General features: G+C 43.6%; 12 protein-coding genes and 1 tRNA gene. 6 read left to right on the forward strand and 7 right to left on the reverse strand.

Annotation, left to right across the window (positions count from 1 at the left end; all coding sequences use genetic code 11):
• Positions 1-5: 5 nt before the first annotated feature.
• From EJ419_RS02765 to EJ419_RS02795, 7 genes are all read right to left on the reverse strand, one after another.
• Complete coding sequence (locus EJ419_RS02765; RefSeq protein ID WP_165496207.1) at positions 6-458, reverse strand: Rv3654c family TadE-like protein; 453 nt, start codon at positions 456-458, stop codon at positions 6-8.
• Entirely contained in the window at positions 415-864 is a 450-nt protein-coding gene (locus tag EJ419_RS02770; RefSeq protein ID WP_131283400.1) for a TadE/TadG family type IV pilus assembly protein, read from the reverse strand. Before EJ419_RS02770 ends, EJ419_RS02765 begins: the two co-directional genes overlap by 44 nt.
• Positions 845-1078 (reverse strand): DUF4244 domain-containing protein, encoded by a 234-nt coding sequence (locus EJ419_RS02775; RefSeq protein ID WP_131283401.1) that lies wholly within the window; start codon positions 1076-1078, stop codon positions 845-847. Before EJ419_RS02775 ends, EJ419_RS02770 begins: the two co-directional genes overlap by 20 nt.
• Before the next feature lie 226 nt (positions 1079-1304).
• A complete protein-coding gene (locus EJ419_RS02780; protein WP_165496208.1) occupies positions 1305-1832 on the reverse strand; it encodes a type II secretion system F family protein in 528 nt (175 codons plus the stop codon).
• A 60-nt stretch (positions 1833-1892) separates the two neighbouring features.
• Positions 1893-2420, reverse strand: coding sequence for a type II secretion system F family protein (locus EJ419_RS02785; protein WP_131283403.1), 528 nt, complete (start codon positions 2418-2420; stop codon positions 1893-1895).
• 214 nt (positions 2421-2634) lie between these two features.
• Positions 2635-3708, reverse strand: a complete 1074-nt coding sequence (locus EJ419_RS02790; protein ID WP_131283404.1) for a TadA family conjugal transfer-associated ATPase — start codon at positions 3706-3708, stop codon at positions 2635-2637.
• A 96-nt stretch (positions 3709-3804) separates the two neighbouring features.
• Complete coding sequence (locus EJ419_RS02795; RefSeq protein WP_131283405.1) at positions 3805-4833, reverse strand: CpaE/TadZ family protein; 1029 nt, start codon at positions 4831-4833, stop codon at positions 3805-3807.
• A gap of 730 nt (positions 4834-5563) precedes the next feature.
• On the opposite strand from EJ419_RS02795, the gene EJ419_RS02800 reads away from it, so the two are divergent.
• From EJ419_RS02800 to EJ419_RS02825, 6 genes are all read left to right on the forward strand, one after another.
• A complete protein-coding gene (locus tag EJ419_RS02800) occupies positions 5564-7804 on the forward strand; it encodes an RNA degradosome polyphosphate kinase (RefSeq protein ID WP_131283406.1) in 2241 nt (746 codons plus the stop codon).
• Between the two features lie 246 nt (positions 7805-8050).
• On the forward strand, positions 8051-9367 hold the full coding sequence (locus EJ419_RS08495) for an NUDIX hydrolase (protein WP_131283407.1): 1317 nt from the start codon (positions 8051-8053) through the stop codon (positions 9365-9367).
• Entirely contained in the window at positions 9357-10037 is a 681-nt protein-coding gene (locus EJ419_RS02810) for a thymidine phosphorylase (protein ID WP_131283408.1), read from the forward strand. Before EJ419_RS08495 ends, EJ419_RS02810 begins: the two co-directional genes overlap by 11 nt.
• 438 nt (positions 10038-10475) lie before the next feature.
• Positions 10476-11672: a cobalamin-independent methionine synthase II family protein gene (locus EJ419_RS02815; protein ID WP_131283409.1), complete on the forward strand. Its 1197-nt coding sequence runs from the start codon at positions 10476-10478 to the stop codon at positions 11670-11672.
• 228 nt (positions 11673-11900) lie between these two features.
• A tRNA-Lys gene (locus tag EJ419_RS02820) sits at positions 11901-11973 on the forward strand.
• A gap of 733 nt (positions 11974-12706) precedes the next feature.
• Positions 12707-15634 carry a Cna B-type domain-containing protein gene (locus EJ419_RS02825; protein WP_131283410.1) on the forward strand — a complete coding sequence of 976 codons (2928 nt, stop codon included), beginning with the start codon at positions 12707-12709 and terminating at the stop codon, positions 15632-15634.
• Positions 15635-15826 lie beyond the last annotated feature (192 nt).

A 15826-nucleotide genomic window follows, 5' to 3' on the forward strand; every position in this document is an offset into this window, starting at 1 on the left:
CTAGGCTACCGATTTCTTGGGACACATTCGGCAGGCCCAGCTCGCGAAACCCTTATCGGGCGCGGAAGAAAGGACATACTCGGTGTGCCTTGAATACTTACCTGCACATCGAACCCTTCAATCTCGCACGATTTCAGCGTAAAATCTGCATCATTTAATTGCTCATCGGCTTGATTACACAGATGCCGTCCAAATGCTTTGACCTGCATATCCATTTTAGCTTGCTCCTCGTTGTCATTTGGCAAAGATAATTCATACATGCTCAGCTCTTGAGCGACACTGAGCGCAATTTGTTCAGACATGCTATGGGCTTTTGATGAGCAGATAAGGTAATTTCCCGCGCATAGTATGACATAACAAACTACAGAGATAGCCAATACGAGCACAACTCCTAGAACCGTGCCCGAGCCGCTATCACTCTTCTTCAATCTCTTCCTTAATCCCTTTCTCAATTCCATGACGTACACCTCGCGCTTTGCCTTGCATAGATAGCGGTAGACTGATTTTTCCGATACGAGCCACATCACATGTCGTTACAACTTCAAAACTTGTGTCATTCCAGTTGATATGTGTCCGAGTATTTTTCCCAGCCACAGACATTGCAGCTCGCTGAGCAATCCTATTCATCGAAGATTGCTCAGATCCTACTTCATCCGCAGTAATAACAGCATAGGCAGCTTGCCGAGCAGCACTGTGACAATCAAGCTGGACTACAATTACCCGTGACATGCTTACGATAAGTATGGTAATTGCCACTACTGATGGAAAAATAACAGCGAATTCAGCTGTAATCGTGCCCTTGTCGGTCTCACCAAGGACACGATTAATCCATGCACCTTTGACTCTAGATAATAGACAGTGCATCCGTCACCAATTTACTTAAAATTGAACGTACTGCCTCAGATTTCAGCAAAGCAACAAGTAATCCTGCGAAGCTCGTTGCTGCGACAAGAACTATGGCATACTCAGCAGTGGCCATACCCTTATCCTCTTTGCGTATTTTTTCTGAGATATCGTACGCTTTAGCACGAAGTGCGATGTTTGAGTCGACGATAATGCGATTAATCATTTCTTTCATGATGTCCCCTCATCTTTGATGAATTTGTATTTGCTGTTAAATAACAAGTAGGCATTCATGTATTTATGTGCCTACAACTATTGTCAACTAAGCAGGCTTACTAGCATGAATTATTTTTTTATTGTGAACGAATGTGGATAATTGCATTCCTTGCAACTGTCGTCATCACCATAAATATTTTCCAGAGAACTCAGTAAATAAAATGATAGCGTCATCCACAAGATCCTTAACCGGAAAACCCTAGAAGACTTGCTATCAGCGGAACTACTGTAAGAATAATAAATCCAGGTAGAAAACATAATCCCAGCGGTATAAGAATTCTCACTGCTAACTCATGAGCTGCGTTGTTTATCGATTGATTGCTTCGATTCTTAAGATCTTCGATAGCATTCTCGATGCGTAAACTTGCAGATGTACCACGTTTATAAACAGGCTCAAGAACGTTATGTACAACGCCTACAACGCTATATGGTTCTTGCACATATCCCTTCCAGACACGATCCCAATTCTGTCCTTGAGAAAGCTGTTGTCCTATAGTTTGCAAGGCCTTCCCCTCACACGTACACATGACACTACCCACGAGTTCGAGAGCACGTGGAAGTGATGCCCCTTGTGAAATAGTCGCTTCAAGCATCTCTAAGACCAGTTCCGCGCTATATACATGTGATGGGAATTGTTCATCTGTTATGTGTGTTATATGCAATCGCGATTCATTCGCATTCAGTTCTAAAGATCTGCGAACTCTAAAAAGCATGGCTCCCTCCTGCTCACGGTTCATCAATTTATTTATCTGACATTTCATTGGCCACTCTCATTAGTCGCTCTGCACTTGTGTAGAGCGCTCAAACGCTTGAAGCAAGGCGTATGACCAAATCAGCCCAGAACCATAAAGAAACGCTGTAGATATAAGACAAACCCATCCGGGCAGCGTTGCAAATAAGAAAGAAAAGGATTGAACTCCGCTAATCCAACTGACTATAAGCGTTAACACTGGCAAAACGAGCAGTATACGAATAGTCATGCGAGCTACAGCAGTTGCCTCAGCCTTTTGCTGATTTCGCATAGCTACACGCTTGACATCCTCATGTAAAATTTCGAGACAAGTAATCGCCGAGCAGCCAGAAATTTCGCTTAGCTTACATGCCGAATATAGCCTCATCGCGAAGAAACGTTTTTCCATTTCACTCGAACTAACACCTAGATAACTTCGACTAATCAACTGTGATGAGACATGAAAGTCTTTATAATCAATCAATGTCGAAATTAATGATTGAATTGTATACATTGTTAGACAGACAGATGCATGTGGCCTATATCCCAATTGCACGAAAGTCTGCATCATAGATGCTCCCGTTTTTAGAATCGCTATCAACCCCGTCAAAAGTTGTGGCACTGACATGGTTGAATTTCGCGAGCGCGATTGCGAATTATGTAGCTGCTTGACTCTACACGTAGGAAAACCCACTGTTCATCACCTCTTCCATATGCTCGTTCCACTCTAAGTTTCCGTTTTTGCTTAATCTTCTGTTTTTGCAAAAATCTCTTTTTAGAAGCTCCTAAACCTTCTTAACACGAGAAAATTCAAGTGTTCCATCGCTTAGTTCCCCATCATCTTGTGTACGCAACGCCCCTACCCAACGTTCGTATTCTGAGCTGACTCGCATATGGGTATCATGCCCATCGTTGATACCATCCCATGAAGCTAAAACTTCTCCGTACAACGAATTGTGGGAGTCGACCTTCAATCTTCCCACATGCGCAATTCGTCGTCCCGCAGTATCTCTAACCACATGAATAACTACATCGAATGCTCCTGCTGCTAATAGAGACATTGCTTGAGTATCAATTTGTGCTAGGAGTCCTAATGCGCACAAGCGTGAAGGCACTCGCTCGACACTATCGGCATGAATAGTAGCAATGCTTCCTTTATGCCCAGAATTTAATGCACGAAGCAAGTCTGATATTTCCTCCCCACGGCACTCTCCAAGAATTATTCGATCTGGACGCATTCGAACCGTCGCCTTGACCAAATCGCTTAATGTAACTTCTCCGGCACCTTCTATATTCGCTTGACGAACTACTAAAGATTCGCCATTGTCATGAATACTTTGATGCAACTCGCGAGTTTCCTCTATAAGAACAACTCTTTCGCTAGCGGGCATTGCAGATAATAATGCTTTCACGAGGGTTGTCTTACCAGCGCCTGTTCCACCGCATATGAGAATTGATTGGCGGGTACGGATGATTAGTTCTAGTAGTTCTCTCCACTGTTTAGGAAACATTCCTGCCCGTTCCAGACTTTCCAGAGTTACTAAAGATTGTTGCGGAAATCGAATAGATAGAGACGCTCCTTGAGAAACTATTGGTTCTAATATCGCATGAATTCTGATGCCATCTGGCGAAGATGCATCGGCAATTGGACACGCATCGTCTAGGCGTTTGCCAAAACTTGCACACAGTTGAATAGCAAAATTACGTAAGATCTCAGCGGATAATCGTCCTGATACAAGTGAGCGCTCTACCATGCCTTGACCTTTGTCACACCAGATTCTTCCATCGCTTGTCACAGCAATATCTGTCACCCCTGGCTCAGATGCGATGGTCGACAATGGTCCAAATATTGTTTCCACGTATATCCTTTCTCACGAATTTCGAGTGACAGAAATTGGATGCACAATAAAGATGCACGATAAATCTGATAACCCTAATCGTACGAATGCATCGAGCTACTCGAGATGATTTTGCTGTAATGTTTTGCGGATAAAGGAATTAAAGAGTGCCCGTTGACGTCTCGATAATGCTGGAACTCCCCAGCCGTGCATGGCATATTCTTCTATTTTCCTCTTGTACTCAAGTTCACCATGTATGCAAATATTGAGATATTTTTCTGCCTCGTAGTCGCTTATTTCATGCACACGATTTTTAGACTTCTGCACAGTTAAAGCTATTGGTTCTTCACAATGAAGTTCATCCGAATGCGATTTAATCGTGTCTAAAAGAGAAGAACATCTCGAGATGCTTAAAGTATCCAGCCGCATTAAAATTACTGGTATTACACGAATCGGCGTGTTCAGTGCATTCCAAGCGGTTATTACTTCATCTGTAATGCCTTGAGCGCAGTCACAAACTATAACATCATAATTGTGGCAAAGAGCTTCATAAACGGCTTTAATTTCCCACCACTGTTTAGATTTCCCCTCTGCATGCCATGGATGTGAGGGCAGCACTGCTACAGAGTCCCAATGGATCATATCATTATCAAAATCTCGCGCATCGATATGCCCTAGAGGCGCTTGAATATTATGCCACCGCAGTCCTTCAAGCTCTTCACATCCCGCAACCACATCTAAACCCCCATGTCGAAAATCTAGATCTACTAGGCATACGCTATATCCGTTATCACTGTATGCTCGCGCAATTTGCAGTGCAAATGTACTTGCACCATCGCCACCATCGCATGCTAGAACACACACCAACGTTACGCTATTGATTACACGCGTATTACGTGCTCGATTGCGTCTACGCGAGTTATTTGAATCATCAGGCGAAGATGATTCTTGTCCGTTTGTGGAAATTCGCGAATGACCTTCAGAATTTAACGGCATGGTTGAACTTAACGGCACAGTTGAATTTAACGGCACAGTTGAGTAGTCAGCCGTATGCGTATCGATATCTAATTCACGCGATGGCATATAGTAACGATTTTCCTGAGTGTCATATGCTCGTGGGGTATTCGACCTATCTGTATGTGGCATACATTTACTGTGTATCACGAGAAAATCATTGTCTAGTAGTGGAATCAATTGTTATCAAATGTGGAAAAACGCTTGAGACATGACCTCATAAATTAGATACGCTCACTTTACATGGCAAACACATCTTCGCGTATTGGTTTTTGTATTGATTTCGGATCGTTTTTTGTCTCAGTTTTTTGAATAAATCTCGAGTATTAGTTTCCTGTGTCGGCGTGTTATCCACAGCACTCAAAAATCTCACAAATTCCGTTCTTTTGAACAATTTTCTGACGCTAAAAGCTACCAAAACGCTCACATTAGAAAGCAATTAATCAATTGTGAAGATTCACTATTTTCTTAAGAAAAATGCTTCAAAATATTTGTCATTTAGGCTTATTTCGGCGATAATAAAAGTACCAAGAAAAACTGAACAGTGGAGCCCACAAAAGTAACAGCAAACGATAGAGCTGAATAAGTTGGGCGGAATAAAGTAGACTTAACCGCCAGAACAAAGAAGTTGTGCAGAGATTCCACTGAACTTGGTAAGCCACCTCCTTGCAGGTGGCTTTTTTATGCTTCGTGCTTCTTCACACTTCGCGTCCCCCACTACAACGGAATAGATAAAGACATAATATTTCGTACTCCACGTTATCCACATTCTTTTGGAGTCGTAATTATCCCTGTTCATATAAGTTCACTTATTAGGACTTCACCCTCGGATAAAAGTCACACATGGCAATAAACTAGAGTTATGGCGCAACAATTTACAGGACCAAGCAAAGAAATTCTCCGCAATCAGATCGCGGAACATATCGCAGAGACTGAAAAGGACGACAAGTTTTCAGCTCTCACAGCACAATACGAACCACTTCCCCCAGATAGATTTTATGACCGCGAATTAAGCTGGTTGAAGTTTAATCAACGAGTTTTTGAACTTGCTCAAGATGCAACGCAACCTCTGTTGGAACGCACGAGCTTTGAGGCAATTTTCGCAAGTAATCTTGATGAATTCTTTATGGTTCGAGTTGCAGGATTAAAGCGCCGAATTAATTCTGGTATTGCCGTACCAAGTGCAAGTGGGTTAAGCGCGCGCCAGCAGTTGCGTGAACTTTCCGAGGAAGCGCATCGTCTGCAAGATGCGCATGCTCATTATTTCACGAATACACTTTTACCTGCTCTTGCGCAAGAAAATATCGTTTTGCTCAAATGGGCCGATCTGACCCCGCTCGAGCAAGAACGTCTCACTAAGGTTTATCGTCGCTATATTTTCCCTGTATTAACGCCATTAGCAGTAGACCCAGCGCATCCATTCCCGTATATTTCCGGAAAATCGTTGAATCTCGCAGTCCTCGTAGAAAATGCAGATAGCGGCAAAACGCACTTTGCACGCGTGAAGATTCCTGACAATCTTCCACGCCTTTACCCTGTTGATGTGACGAGTGACGATAATTCTGCATCGGAGAATTCACCTCAGAGGCATGGTTTTATCACTATGGAGAACCTCGTGCTTAGCCATATCGAGACATTATTCCCGGGAATGACTATTAAAGAGGCTCGAGCATTCCGTCTAACTCGAAATGAAGACATTGATGTTGAGGAAGATGATGCAGAAAATCTTCTTAACGCTATGGAAAGAGAGCTACTTCGTCGTCGCTTTGGACCTCCTATTCGTCTTGAGCTTTCTGATGTGACCAGTCCATATCTGAGTAAGCTCTTAGCAACGCAGCTTGGCGTGGATGACAGTGAAGTGTATCGTCTTCCAGCTCCTTTGGATTTGACGTGCCTTTTTGAATTACACAGCATTGATCGTCCTGATTTGAAGTATAAGCCGTTTATCCCAACGACTAATCGTCAAATCGCAGAGGTTGAGTCAAGTCGAGCACAAGATATTTTCGCTGCGATTCGAGAAAATGATATCTTGTTGCATCATCCATATGATTCTTTCTCCACCTCTGTTCAAGCATTCTTGGAGCAAGCAGCGAACGACCCTCGCGTGCTTGCTATTAAGCAAACCCTTTACCGCACCTCTGGAAATTCACCAATCATTGATGCACTTATTGATGCCGCGCATGCTGGAAAGCAGGTTCTTGCTCTGGTCGAGATTAAAGCGCGTTTTGATGAGGAAGCAAACATCGCATGGGCTCGAAAGCTTGAGCGTGCAGGCGTTCATGTCGTTTACGGTATCGTTGGATTAAAGACTCATTCGAAGCTTTCTATGGTTGTCCGAAGTGAGAATGATGGGCTTCGCCGTTACTGCCATATCGGCACGGGTAATTACAATCCAAAGACCGCTCGTATTTATACCGATATGGGTCTTCTTACATGTGATCCAGTCGTTGGTCAAGATCTTACACGTCTGTTTAATCAGCTCTCGGGCTATGCTCCTAAGTCAAGTTTCCACCGTCTGCTGGTTGCTCCTCGCACGATTCGTACCGGTCTTATCGAGAGAATCCGTCGCGAAGAGCAAGCTGCTCGAGATGGAAAAGAGGCTTGGATTAAGATTAAGGTCAATTCATTAGTTGACGAAAAATGTATCGATGCACTGTACCGCGCAAGCCAGGCAGGTGTAAAGATTGACATCGTAGAGCGTGGTATTTGTGCGCTCAAGCCAGGCGTTCCAGGATTGAGCGACAATATTCGCGTGCGTTCTATCCTTGGACGCTTTTTGGAGCACAGTCGTATCTTTGCCTTCGCGAACTCACAAGGTCCACAAATTGGCGAAGGACCAATGAGCGGCCCTGAAGTATGGATTGGCTCTGCTGATTTAATGCATCGAAATCTCGATCGCCGTGTTGAAGCATTAGTCCGTATCACTGATAACAGTCAGATTCATGATTTGCTTGAATATATCGATTTGCAAATGTCTGATTCAACAAGCTCATGGCATATGCTTCCAGATGGTTCATACGAGCGCCACAGTACTGATGAGAATGGAAAACCATTGCAAGATTGTCAAGCACTCCTTATCGCGAGACACAGCAGAAGGAAGTAAACTCGTAATCCGCGGGCTAATTGAACAGTTTAATGACTTTAAATTAGCCCGCACTATGGCTTGTTCTGTATATCGTTTTGTTGGGATTTTACTTCGGGTCACGCGGAAGTTCCTCTTACGAATCGAAGTAAAGTATGGTTACAGAATGTAATAGTAAAGCACTTCTATAACCATCACTGGTGAGAAGAAACAGTTTCACCTTCGTTTTATACGCTTCTTCATCTGCTCTTTGTCAAGAAGGATGCTATGAGTAAAGTCAAGAATAAAAAGGTTATTCAAGCTGCTGGCACAATTATCTACAGACGCAGCAACAATACTCAACACCTCTCTAGCAATACAAACACTAGCTCTACAAACACTGTGAATGCACACGATAACATAGAAGTTTGCATTATTCATCGTCCTCGTTACGATGATTGGAGCTGGCCAAAAGGTAAGTTACATAAGCACGAGTCTTTAGCTCATGCCGCTATTCGCGAAACTGCTGAAGAAACTGGCTATAATGTTCGTCTCGAAGCTCCTCTAGGCATGGTTTCTTACGAGCTTGATGCGAATGGCTCTGATGCAGTCATCCCACTTCCTTCGGAAGTTTCATCAGAAAATAATTGGGCTAAAGACAGCAAACGTATTAGTAATAGAATTCGTAAAGAAGTAACGTATTGGGTTGCTCAACTTATTTCACCGGAGCAAGAATCAGTACGACGCCTAAGTTTTGGAGAGCCAATTCTTTCTACTCCGGCAGAAACAGATATGGTTCGTTGGGTTTCTGTTGAAAAAGCTATCGCAATGATGACTCGCAATGATGATAAAAACTTAGCACGCACCTTTCAAAAATACCTTGAAACTACTCGTAGCCAGCGAGCGCGTACGCTCATTGTGGTGCGTAATGCACAATCTATCTCCTCTAAGAACTGGCAAGGCTCACAACATCAGCGTCCTTTAACCCCTCGCGGTGCAGCTCAAGCTTATGCGCTAACTACGGAACTAAGTTGCTATTTGCCTGACACTATTTTTTCCTGTGATTTCACTCGCTGCATACAAACTTTCCAGAATTGGTCTTCTACTACTGGAGAAACTACTTGCGTCTTCGATGTGCATGATACTGCGGAATCTATTTTAAGTCGTTCAACTGAATATCGTTCAGCTAGCAACTGCTCAGCTGCGAACCGGTCTACCGGGAATCGCTCAACAGACCATCTAAACATTTCGAGTAATACAACAACTGCAAACAAAGCTAGTCATTCTTCTAGCAAAAGTACAACTAATTCACGCTTTCTCGATGCTCTTGCAACAATTCTTGAGCATCTTGCTGATGGTACTAGCATCTGCAGTGCAATTGCCGTCACACGCTCACAGCTTGCTCTTGCAGCACAATTCCTTCCTGAACTTGCTCAGGACACGAAAACTGCACACGCTTTATCCGAAATTTTAAGCGCGAAGAAATCATTGTCACATAGTCATGGTTTTGCTATTACGATAGTTCCTACGAGCGATGAATTATCAAACGCTCACACCCCATGCATTATTACTGATATTACAAGGATTACACCAATTGTCTACTGAATCACATGGCATTTCTCATTCAGGCACAGCATTTGCCGCTCACCGTTCTGGCTCTGCACGTTTTTCACGTCCAATGCAGTTAGACCAGGCTTTGCTTGACCATATGGCAGGAGGAGCTGACCCTGAAGAGCTAAGAGAATTAGCACACTCTACAGCAGCTTCATTACTCGACCGTGTACATCACACACAAGATGCCGAAATTGTACAGCGTGTAATAGCCGTAGTCGATACCGAAGGAATTGAAACTATTGCCCAATTATGGGCTAGTTCAGATGCTCAATCGTTGCCCGGGATACTATGGCGCTTATATACCATGCGCACATGGATGCAGCGAAATCAACAATCCTTGGCTCAGCTATGGCGAGAAGGCGAATTACCTCCTACAGCTGCGAGCGCGATAACCGGTATAAATCTCCAACCTGAGCCTCAGGATATAGCATCAACTGCTGATTCTATTCTTTCGGGTGCATTCACCGGTGATTTTGCTGTAGCATTAGACCGCGCTTCCAGCTTTTGCCATGTCGTGGCTCGAGCACTAGTAGAACGCGCAAAAAAGATTCCAGCAGGAGCTCACCGTCAAGCAATAGCCCAAAATGCACAACGGCTCGTGACGACGGCAAAAGATTTTGCGTTAGGCGCTCAATTGTGGCGAAATGGAGAACTCCACTAGTTTCTCCAGAAGTTTCAATCGCGTTTAAGAGTATTCGTCTTCTTACGAACATGTAGTTAACCGTGATTCTCGCAAAGCTCCATATCAATGCGAGAAATTACACGATAAGAATAATTACAGAATCAAGTTGTGTTTATACACACATGCACGATACAATAGTAATCCGCACTAAACCGTGCTTAAGCCCCGGGCTTCATTTTTTGCCGCTGCGAGCGGCCTGCGCGCCGACAGGCGCTTTCGCGGTTTGGTGCTTTTCTTTACCTTAACGCATATAGTTCTCACCGATTAAATATGGTGAGAACGTTACGAATTCGCCTGTGTTCATGCACGTTATAAGTTACACATATATCGATTTTTCGCAATTGAGTATCATCATAAAAATTCTTCCCCTAGAATGAATTTCATTACTTGTAGAATTTCATTTCTTAGGAGAACATTATGACGAATATCCGCACTACCCACGTCGGTTCTTTGCCTCGCACTGAAGCACTTTTGAAGGCAAACGCCGATTACGCAGCAGGCGAATTATCTGATGACCAACTTGCCACTATCGTTACCGACGAAACGAATAAAGTAGTCGAGAAGCAAAAGGAAATTGGCATCGATATCGTTAACGATGGTGAATACGGTCATGCGATGACCGAAAAGGTTGACTATGGCGCTTGGTGGAGCTATTCCTTCACTCGCTTCAGCGGTCTTGAAGTCCTCGACGAGCTTCCACCTCACAAGCCAACCCCTGAAGGGAAACTCGAGCTTGACGCAATGACCGATCGCCGTGATTGGGTGAAGTTTGCTGAGGCATATTCAGATCCTACTTCTGGAATCCATTTAGCTGATCGCAAGCCTTGGATTTTCCCAGCTGTCGTAGGCGAAATCGAATATACTGGCCAGGATATCGTTAAGCGCGATATCAACGCTTTGAAGACGGCTCTCGAAAAAGCTGGAAAGCCTGTTTCAGAAGGTTTCATCGCAAGCCTTTCTCCAGCTTCAGCAGCGCGTGTAGGAAATTACTATTATGACGATGACGAAGCAGCTGTATGGGCGTGGGCTAAAGCGTTGCGCGAAGAATACAAGACTATTACAGACGCTGGCTTAACAGTACAAATTGATGCTCCAGATCTGACCGAATCATGGGATCAGTTCAAGGTTGAACCAGAAATCGAAAAGTACCGTGAATTCTCCCGCGTACGTATTGACGCCTTGAATTACGCTTTGGAAGGCATTGACCCAGATCTCGTTCGTTACCACGTATGCTGGGGCTCCTGGCATGGCCCTCACTCTACTGACCTTGAGTTCAAGAATGTCGTTGATTTGGCACTTTCTGTTAATGCAAATGGACTAACCTTCGAAGCCGCAAACGCGCGCCATGAGCACGAGTGGAAGATTTGGAAGGATATCGAACTTCCAGCACAGAAGTATCTCATTCCAGGTGTTGTTTCTCACGTCACTAACATTGTTGAGCATCCTGAACTTGTTGCTGATCGTATTGAGCGTTTCGCTTCTATCGTAGGCCCAGAGCGAGTAGTTGCTTCTACCGATTGTGGTTTGGGTGGACGAGTCCATTCACAAATCGCGTGGGCTAAGCTCGAATCCTTAGCAAAGGGCGCACAAATCGCTTCCGAACGTTTCGCATAAACCATAAACCTTAGATATAAGAATATATAAGAACTTTCGCGAGCCTAATTAACGGGTGGTATTCACGTCAACGTGTGCCGCCCGTTTATATTTAACTAATTGTAAGATTTCGATTCAGTATTCTTCACATCAATCATCTACGTAATACTATGGATTCGCACGACACGTGACATAATTATGAGAAATTTTTTGCAGTTTTAGCAAGTACGTGCTAACATTCCATATGTTGCCCCTCTGGCTCAATGGTTAGAGCAGCGTCCTTTTAAGTCGTGGGTTGTGGGTTCGAGTCCCACGGGGGGCACAGATAATGTGGGTTGCGATTTAGTATATCCACATTTTTCATATCTGCCTTTTTGTCAAACGCATGTAAAGACGACTCTTAGCAGATTCTGCAATCCATGACTATTTTTTGCACATCGGACGTGTATTACAGCCCGTTCTTCCTCTTTGCCTACATAAGGCTTGACCAATCTGCAAAAAATCATTCCACCTCATGCGCGATACTCCGATATACCTGCCCCATCTTATTTTTCGAATTGTTTCCACGTGGACCTGCAGAGACGCCATACCCCCTGATACAGTTTCATACTCCCCACGTTTTACTTATGCATAATCACAAAATGTATGTTCCCCGATAAATTTGATTTCTTTCTAGAAGTCACAAATATTCATAATTTTCTTTAAGTTAACACAGTTCACAAGGACTCTTAGAGGGGGTAGCAATTTGATAACAAAACAAGATTCAAATTCACATACAAAAATCAAATTCATAGTTTGTATAAATTTACATCAAAATTGCAAGAATTTACATTATTTTTTTGGCGAAATAATACAAGAATTGTATATATCCTCTGATAATGTCATTGCTGTTTGATTCCCTTTCTGCGCAGTGGTGGGTTTTGCGCGGAAACCGTTCTTACTATTTGACAGTATCCAGTGCTGTGCGTCAAAACGCGCAATAGCAGTGCTAGTGCTACTCAGATACACGTATTTTGGTATGCCAAATAGTAGCAAGAAGAGAGATAACTGAACACATGAAAACACGAGAACAGCGTCTCAACCTACGGCGCTTTATTATTGCCATTATTTCTACATTTGCGATAGTGGCATCTGGATTGCTCTTCGCACCAGAACATGCGATAGCATCTGAAATACCTAATGTGGTTACCGGCGTATCCATCGTCGATGAGCAGGGTAACGTCGCCGCATCTGGAAATAACAACACTATCCGTAACTTGAAGATTGATTTTCGTTTGCCTGATCTCCAAGTCCACGAAGGCGATACATCAACTATCACAATTCCTCAAGAGTTCACAATTCCATCGAACCGCACATTCGATGTCACAACTCCTGACGGTTCTGCCATTGTTGCTCATGGAGTTATCAATGCCACTGACCGAACAATGACTTTGACTTACACTAATTATCCTGAAACTCATACTGATATCTCTGGTTCTGTTCAGATGTCTATTGCGGTTAATACGAATGTAGTGACTGAAGCAAAGACTTTCCCTGTGACAATCCACGTGGGTCAGACAGGAAGTGGTACCAATATTCCTGCGGGTAATTTTGAATATACTGGCATCGTTGGCGATCATCCAAATGAGATTTTCGCTAAATGGGGCGATGAAGATAGTCAAGGAAATGCGGTTATTCATTACAATTTGCGAGTTAATGCTGTTGGCGAAACCTTAGCAGGGGTAACTATTCCCGATGAGTTACGTTCAGCAGGTATGAGCTATGATCAGTCTTCTTTCTCTTTTGAACACGTGAAGTGGACCTACGTGCGCAATTCATCAGCATATGGTGGCGGATGGCAGTCCACCCCTCTTCCAGCCGCTGCAACTCCCCCAACAGTTACATTCAGCGAGGGTGGAAAATCGTTCCTCATTAATGTCGGCGATCTCAATGGCGACGGCTATATGATCCGCTACGATGTTAAGCTCAGCTACACTCCAGTTAATAGTGAAGTATTTAACAACTACGCTCAGCTTCTCGATAGTGATCGCTCTGTCATCCAAGAGGCGGATCATTACCATACGTGGCGAGGTATCAACGCTGAAGCTAATGGCTACAATTACACGTTGAAAATTAAGAAGGTCAACGAGCAAGGCGAAAGCCTCGCAAATGCACAATTTGACATTATCCGAGATCGCTCAGGCGCTGTCGTCGGTTCTGTAACAACTGACTCAAATGGCGAAGCAAGTATCGATGGTTTACTGCGTGACGATTACACGATTAGAGAAACAAGCGCACCTACAGGTTATGCTCTGGCACCCGAAGAAAAGGTCGCAGCCGCATCTTTCGCTAATACCGCTCAAACTGCATCTGTGACAATTACTGATAAATACAATGTCACATCAGTCCACGTTGCCAAAACATGGGACGACCAGAACAACGTTGACGGCAAACGTCCAGAATCTGTCGAGGTAACGTTGCTCGCTGATGGGAATCCTATCGGTTCTTCTGTCACCTTAAATCAGGCTAATAATTGGGCACATGAATTTACCCAATTGCCAATTTACAATACTGATGGCTCTAGGATTACGTATACTGTGCGCGAAACTGCAGTAACGGATTACACTGCTACAATCAGCGGAAACGCCACACAGGGCTTTACCATTACCAATACGCACGTTCCTGAGGAAACATCACTCACTGTTACTAAGCGTTGGGTTGACGATAATAATCAAGATGGTAAACGTCCACAGTCCGTTTCGATTCAACTTTATGCTGATGGTTCAGCTGAAGGTTCAGCAGTTACCCTCAATGGAACAAATAGCTGGAAGCACACCTTTAACAATCTTCCTGTTTATAAGAATGGAGCGAAAATTGCCTACACCGTTCAGGAAGTAAATGTTCCAGATGGATATACAGCTTCAGTTGATTATCCTGATTCGAATAATGCTACAGTGACGAATACTCATTCGTCAGAAACAACTCATGTCAAGGTCACGAAGAACTGGGATGACCACAATAATCAGGATGGAGCTCGCCCTAATTCTGTAACAGTTCAACTGTACGCGGATAACGTTGCTCAAGGTACGTCACAAACTCTTGACGCTGCCCATGGATGGTCATATGACTTTACAAATCTTCCTGCTTATACGAACGGTCAGAAGATTTCATATACCGTTCAAGAAGTAAATACTCCTACTGGATATACCGTTCAGGTTAATGATGCAGATATGAGTAATATCGTCATTACTAATACGCATACTCCAGCCGTAACAAATATTTCTATTACAAAGCAGTGGGATGATAACGACGATCAGGACGGAGCTCGCCCTGATTCCATTAGCGTTCAGCTTCTTGCTAATGGTTCGAACGTTGGATCTCCAGTCACCGTTAAGAAATCTGATAATTGGACGTACACTTTCGAGAATCTTCCAGTAAATGACAATGGTCAGAAGATTTCGTACACCGTACAGGAAGTGGGAAATCCTTCAGGATATTCTTCTACAGTTGATTCCAGTGATGAAGCAAACCAGATTATTGTTAATTCCCATACGCCAGAAGTCACATCTTTGTCTGTTTCCAAACAGTGGGATGATAAGGACAATCAAGACGGATCGCGACCACAATCCGTACGCATCCAACTCTATGCAGATGGAGCAACGCAAGGAAATGCTATTACATTAGATGCATCCACCAATTGGAAGCATACTTTTGAGCAGCTTCCTGTATATAAGAATGGGCAGAAGATTTCATACACCGTGCAAGAAATCGACACTGCTCAAGGATATGTAGCTCATATTAATGCTGACGACATCCACAACATCATCATTACTAATAGCCACACTCCGAGCGTTCCACCAACTCCTTCCACATCGACGCCACCAGCAAAGCACTTAGCTAAAACTGGTGCGTCTGTTGAAGGACTAGCGTATTCTATTTGCGCGATGCTGGCTCTTTCTGTGGTTACATTTGTCATTAGTCGTAAACGAAAGATGCACATGTAACGGTTAAGTATTCGACCAAAAATTCGTGACACAGTTCATGAATTGAGGTTATAGACTGAGGCGATTGTGTTGCGGGGACTTAGGATTTTATCTTAAGCCCCCGCAACACTATATGTAGCTCATTCGACTAGAGACATTGATAAAATAAAAGCACGTCATAGATGACACCAAAGCTATGTATTTAGTGGAAAA

This window comes from Alloscardovia theropitheci (assembly GCF_004332295.1).
GTDB classification, from domain to species: Bacteria; Actinomycetota; Actinomycetes; order Actinomycetales; family Bifidobacteriaceae; genus Alloscardovia; species Alloscardovia theropitheci.

Excerpts from the sequence above, each read along its gene's own strand:
- EJ419_RS02765 (WP_165496207.1), bottom strand. The coding sequence starts at position 458 with ATGGAATTGAGAAAGGGATTAAGGAAGAGATTGAAGAAGAGTGATAGC.
- EJ419_RS02770 (WP_131283400.1), bottom strand. The coding sequence starts at position 864 with ATGCACTGTCTATTATCTAGAGTCAAAGGTGCATGGATTAATCGTGTC.
- EJ419_RS02775 (WP_131283401.1), bottom strand. The coding sequence starts at position 1,078 with ATGAAAGAAATGATTAATCGCATTATCGTCGACTCAAACATCGCACTT.
- EJ419_RS02780 (WP_165496208.1), bottom strand. The coding sequence starts at position 1,832 with ATGCTTTTTAGAGTTCGCAGATCTTTAGAACTGAATGCGAATGAATCG.
- EJ419_RS02785 (WP_131283403.1), bottom strand. The coding sequence starts at position 2,420 with ATGATGCAGACTTTCGTGCAATTGGGATATAGGCCACATGCATCTGTC.
- EJ419_RS02795 (WP_131283405.1), bottom strand. The coding sequence starts at position 4,833 with ATGCCACATACAGATAGGTCGAATACCCCACGAGCATATGACACTCAG.
- EJ419_RS02800 (WP_131283406.1), top strand. The coding sequence starts at position 5,564 with ATGGCGCAACAATTTACAGGACCAAGCAAAGAAATTCTCCGCAATCAG.
- EJ419_RS08495 (WP_131283407.1), top strand. The coding sequence starts at position 8,051 with ATGAGTAAAGTCAAGAATAAAAAGGTTATTCAAGCTGCTGGCACAATT.
- EJ419_RS02815 (WP_131283409.1), top strand. The coding sequence starts at position 10,476 with ATGACGAATATCCGCACTACCCACGTCGGTTCTTTGCCTCGCACTGAA.
- EJ419_RS02825 (WP_131283410.1), top strand. The coding sequence starts at position 12,707 with ATGAAAACACGAGAACAGCGTCTCAACCTACGGCGCTTTATTATTGCC.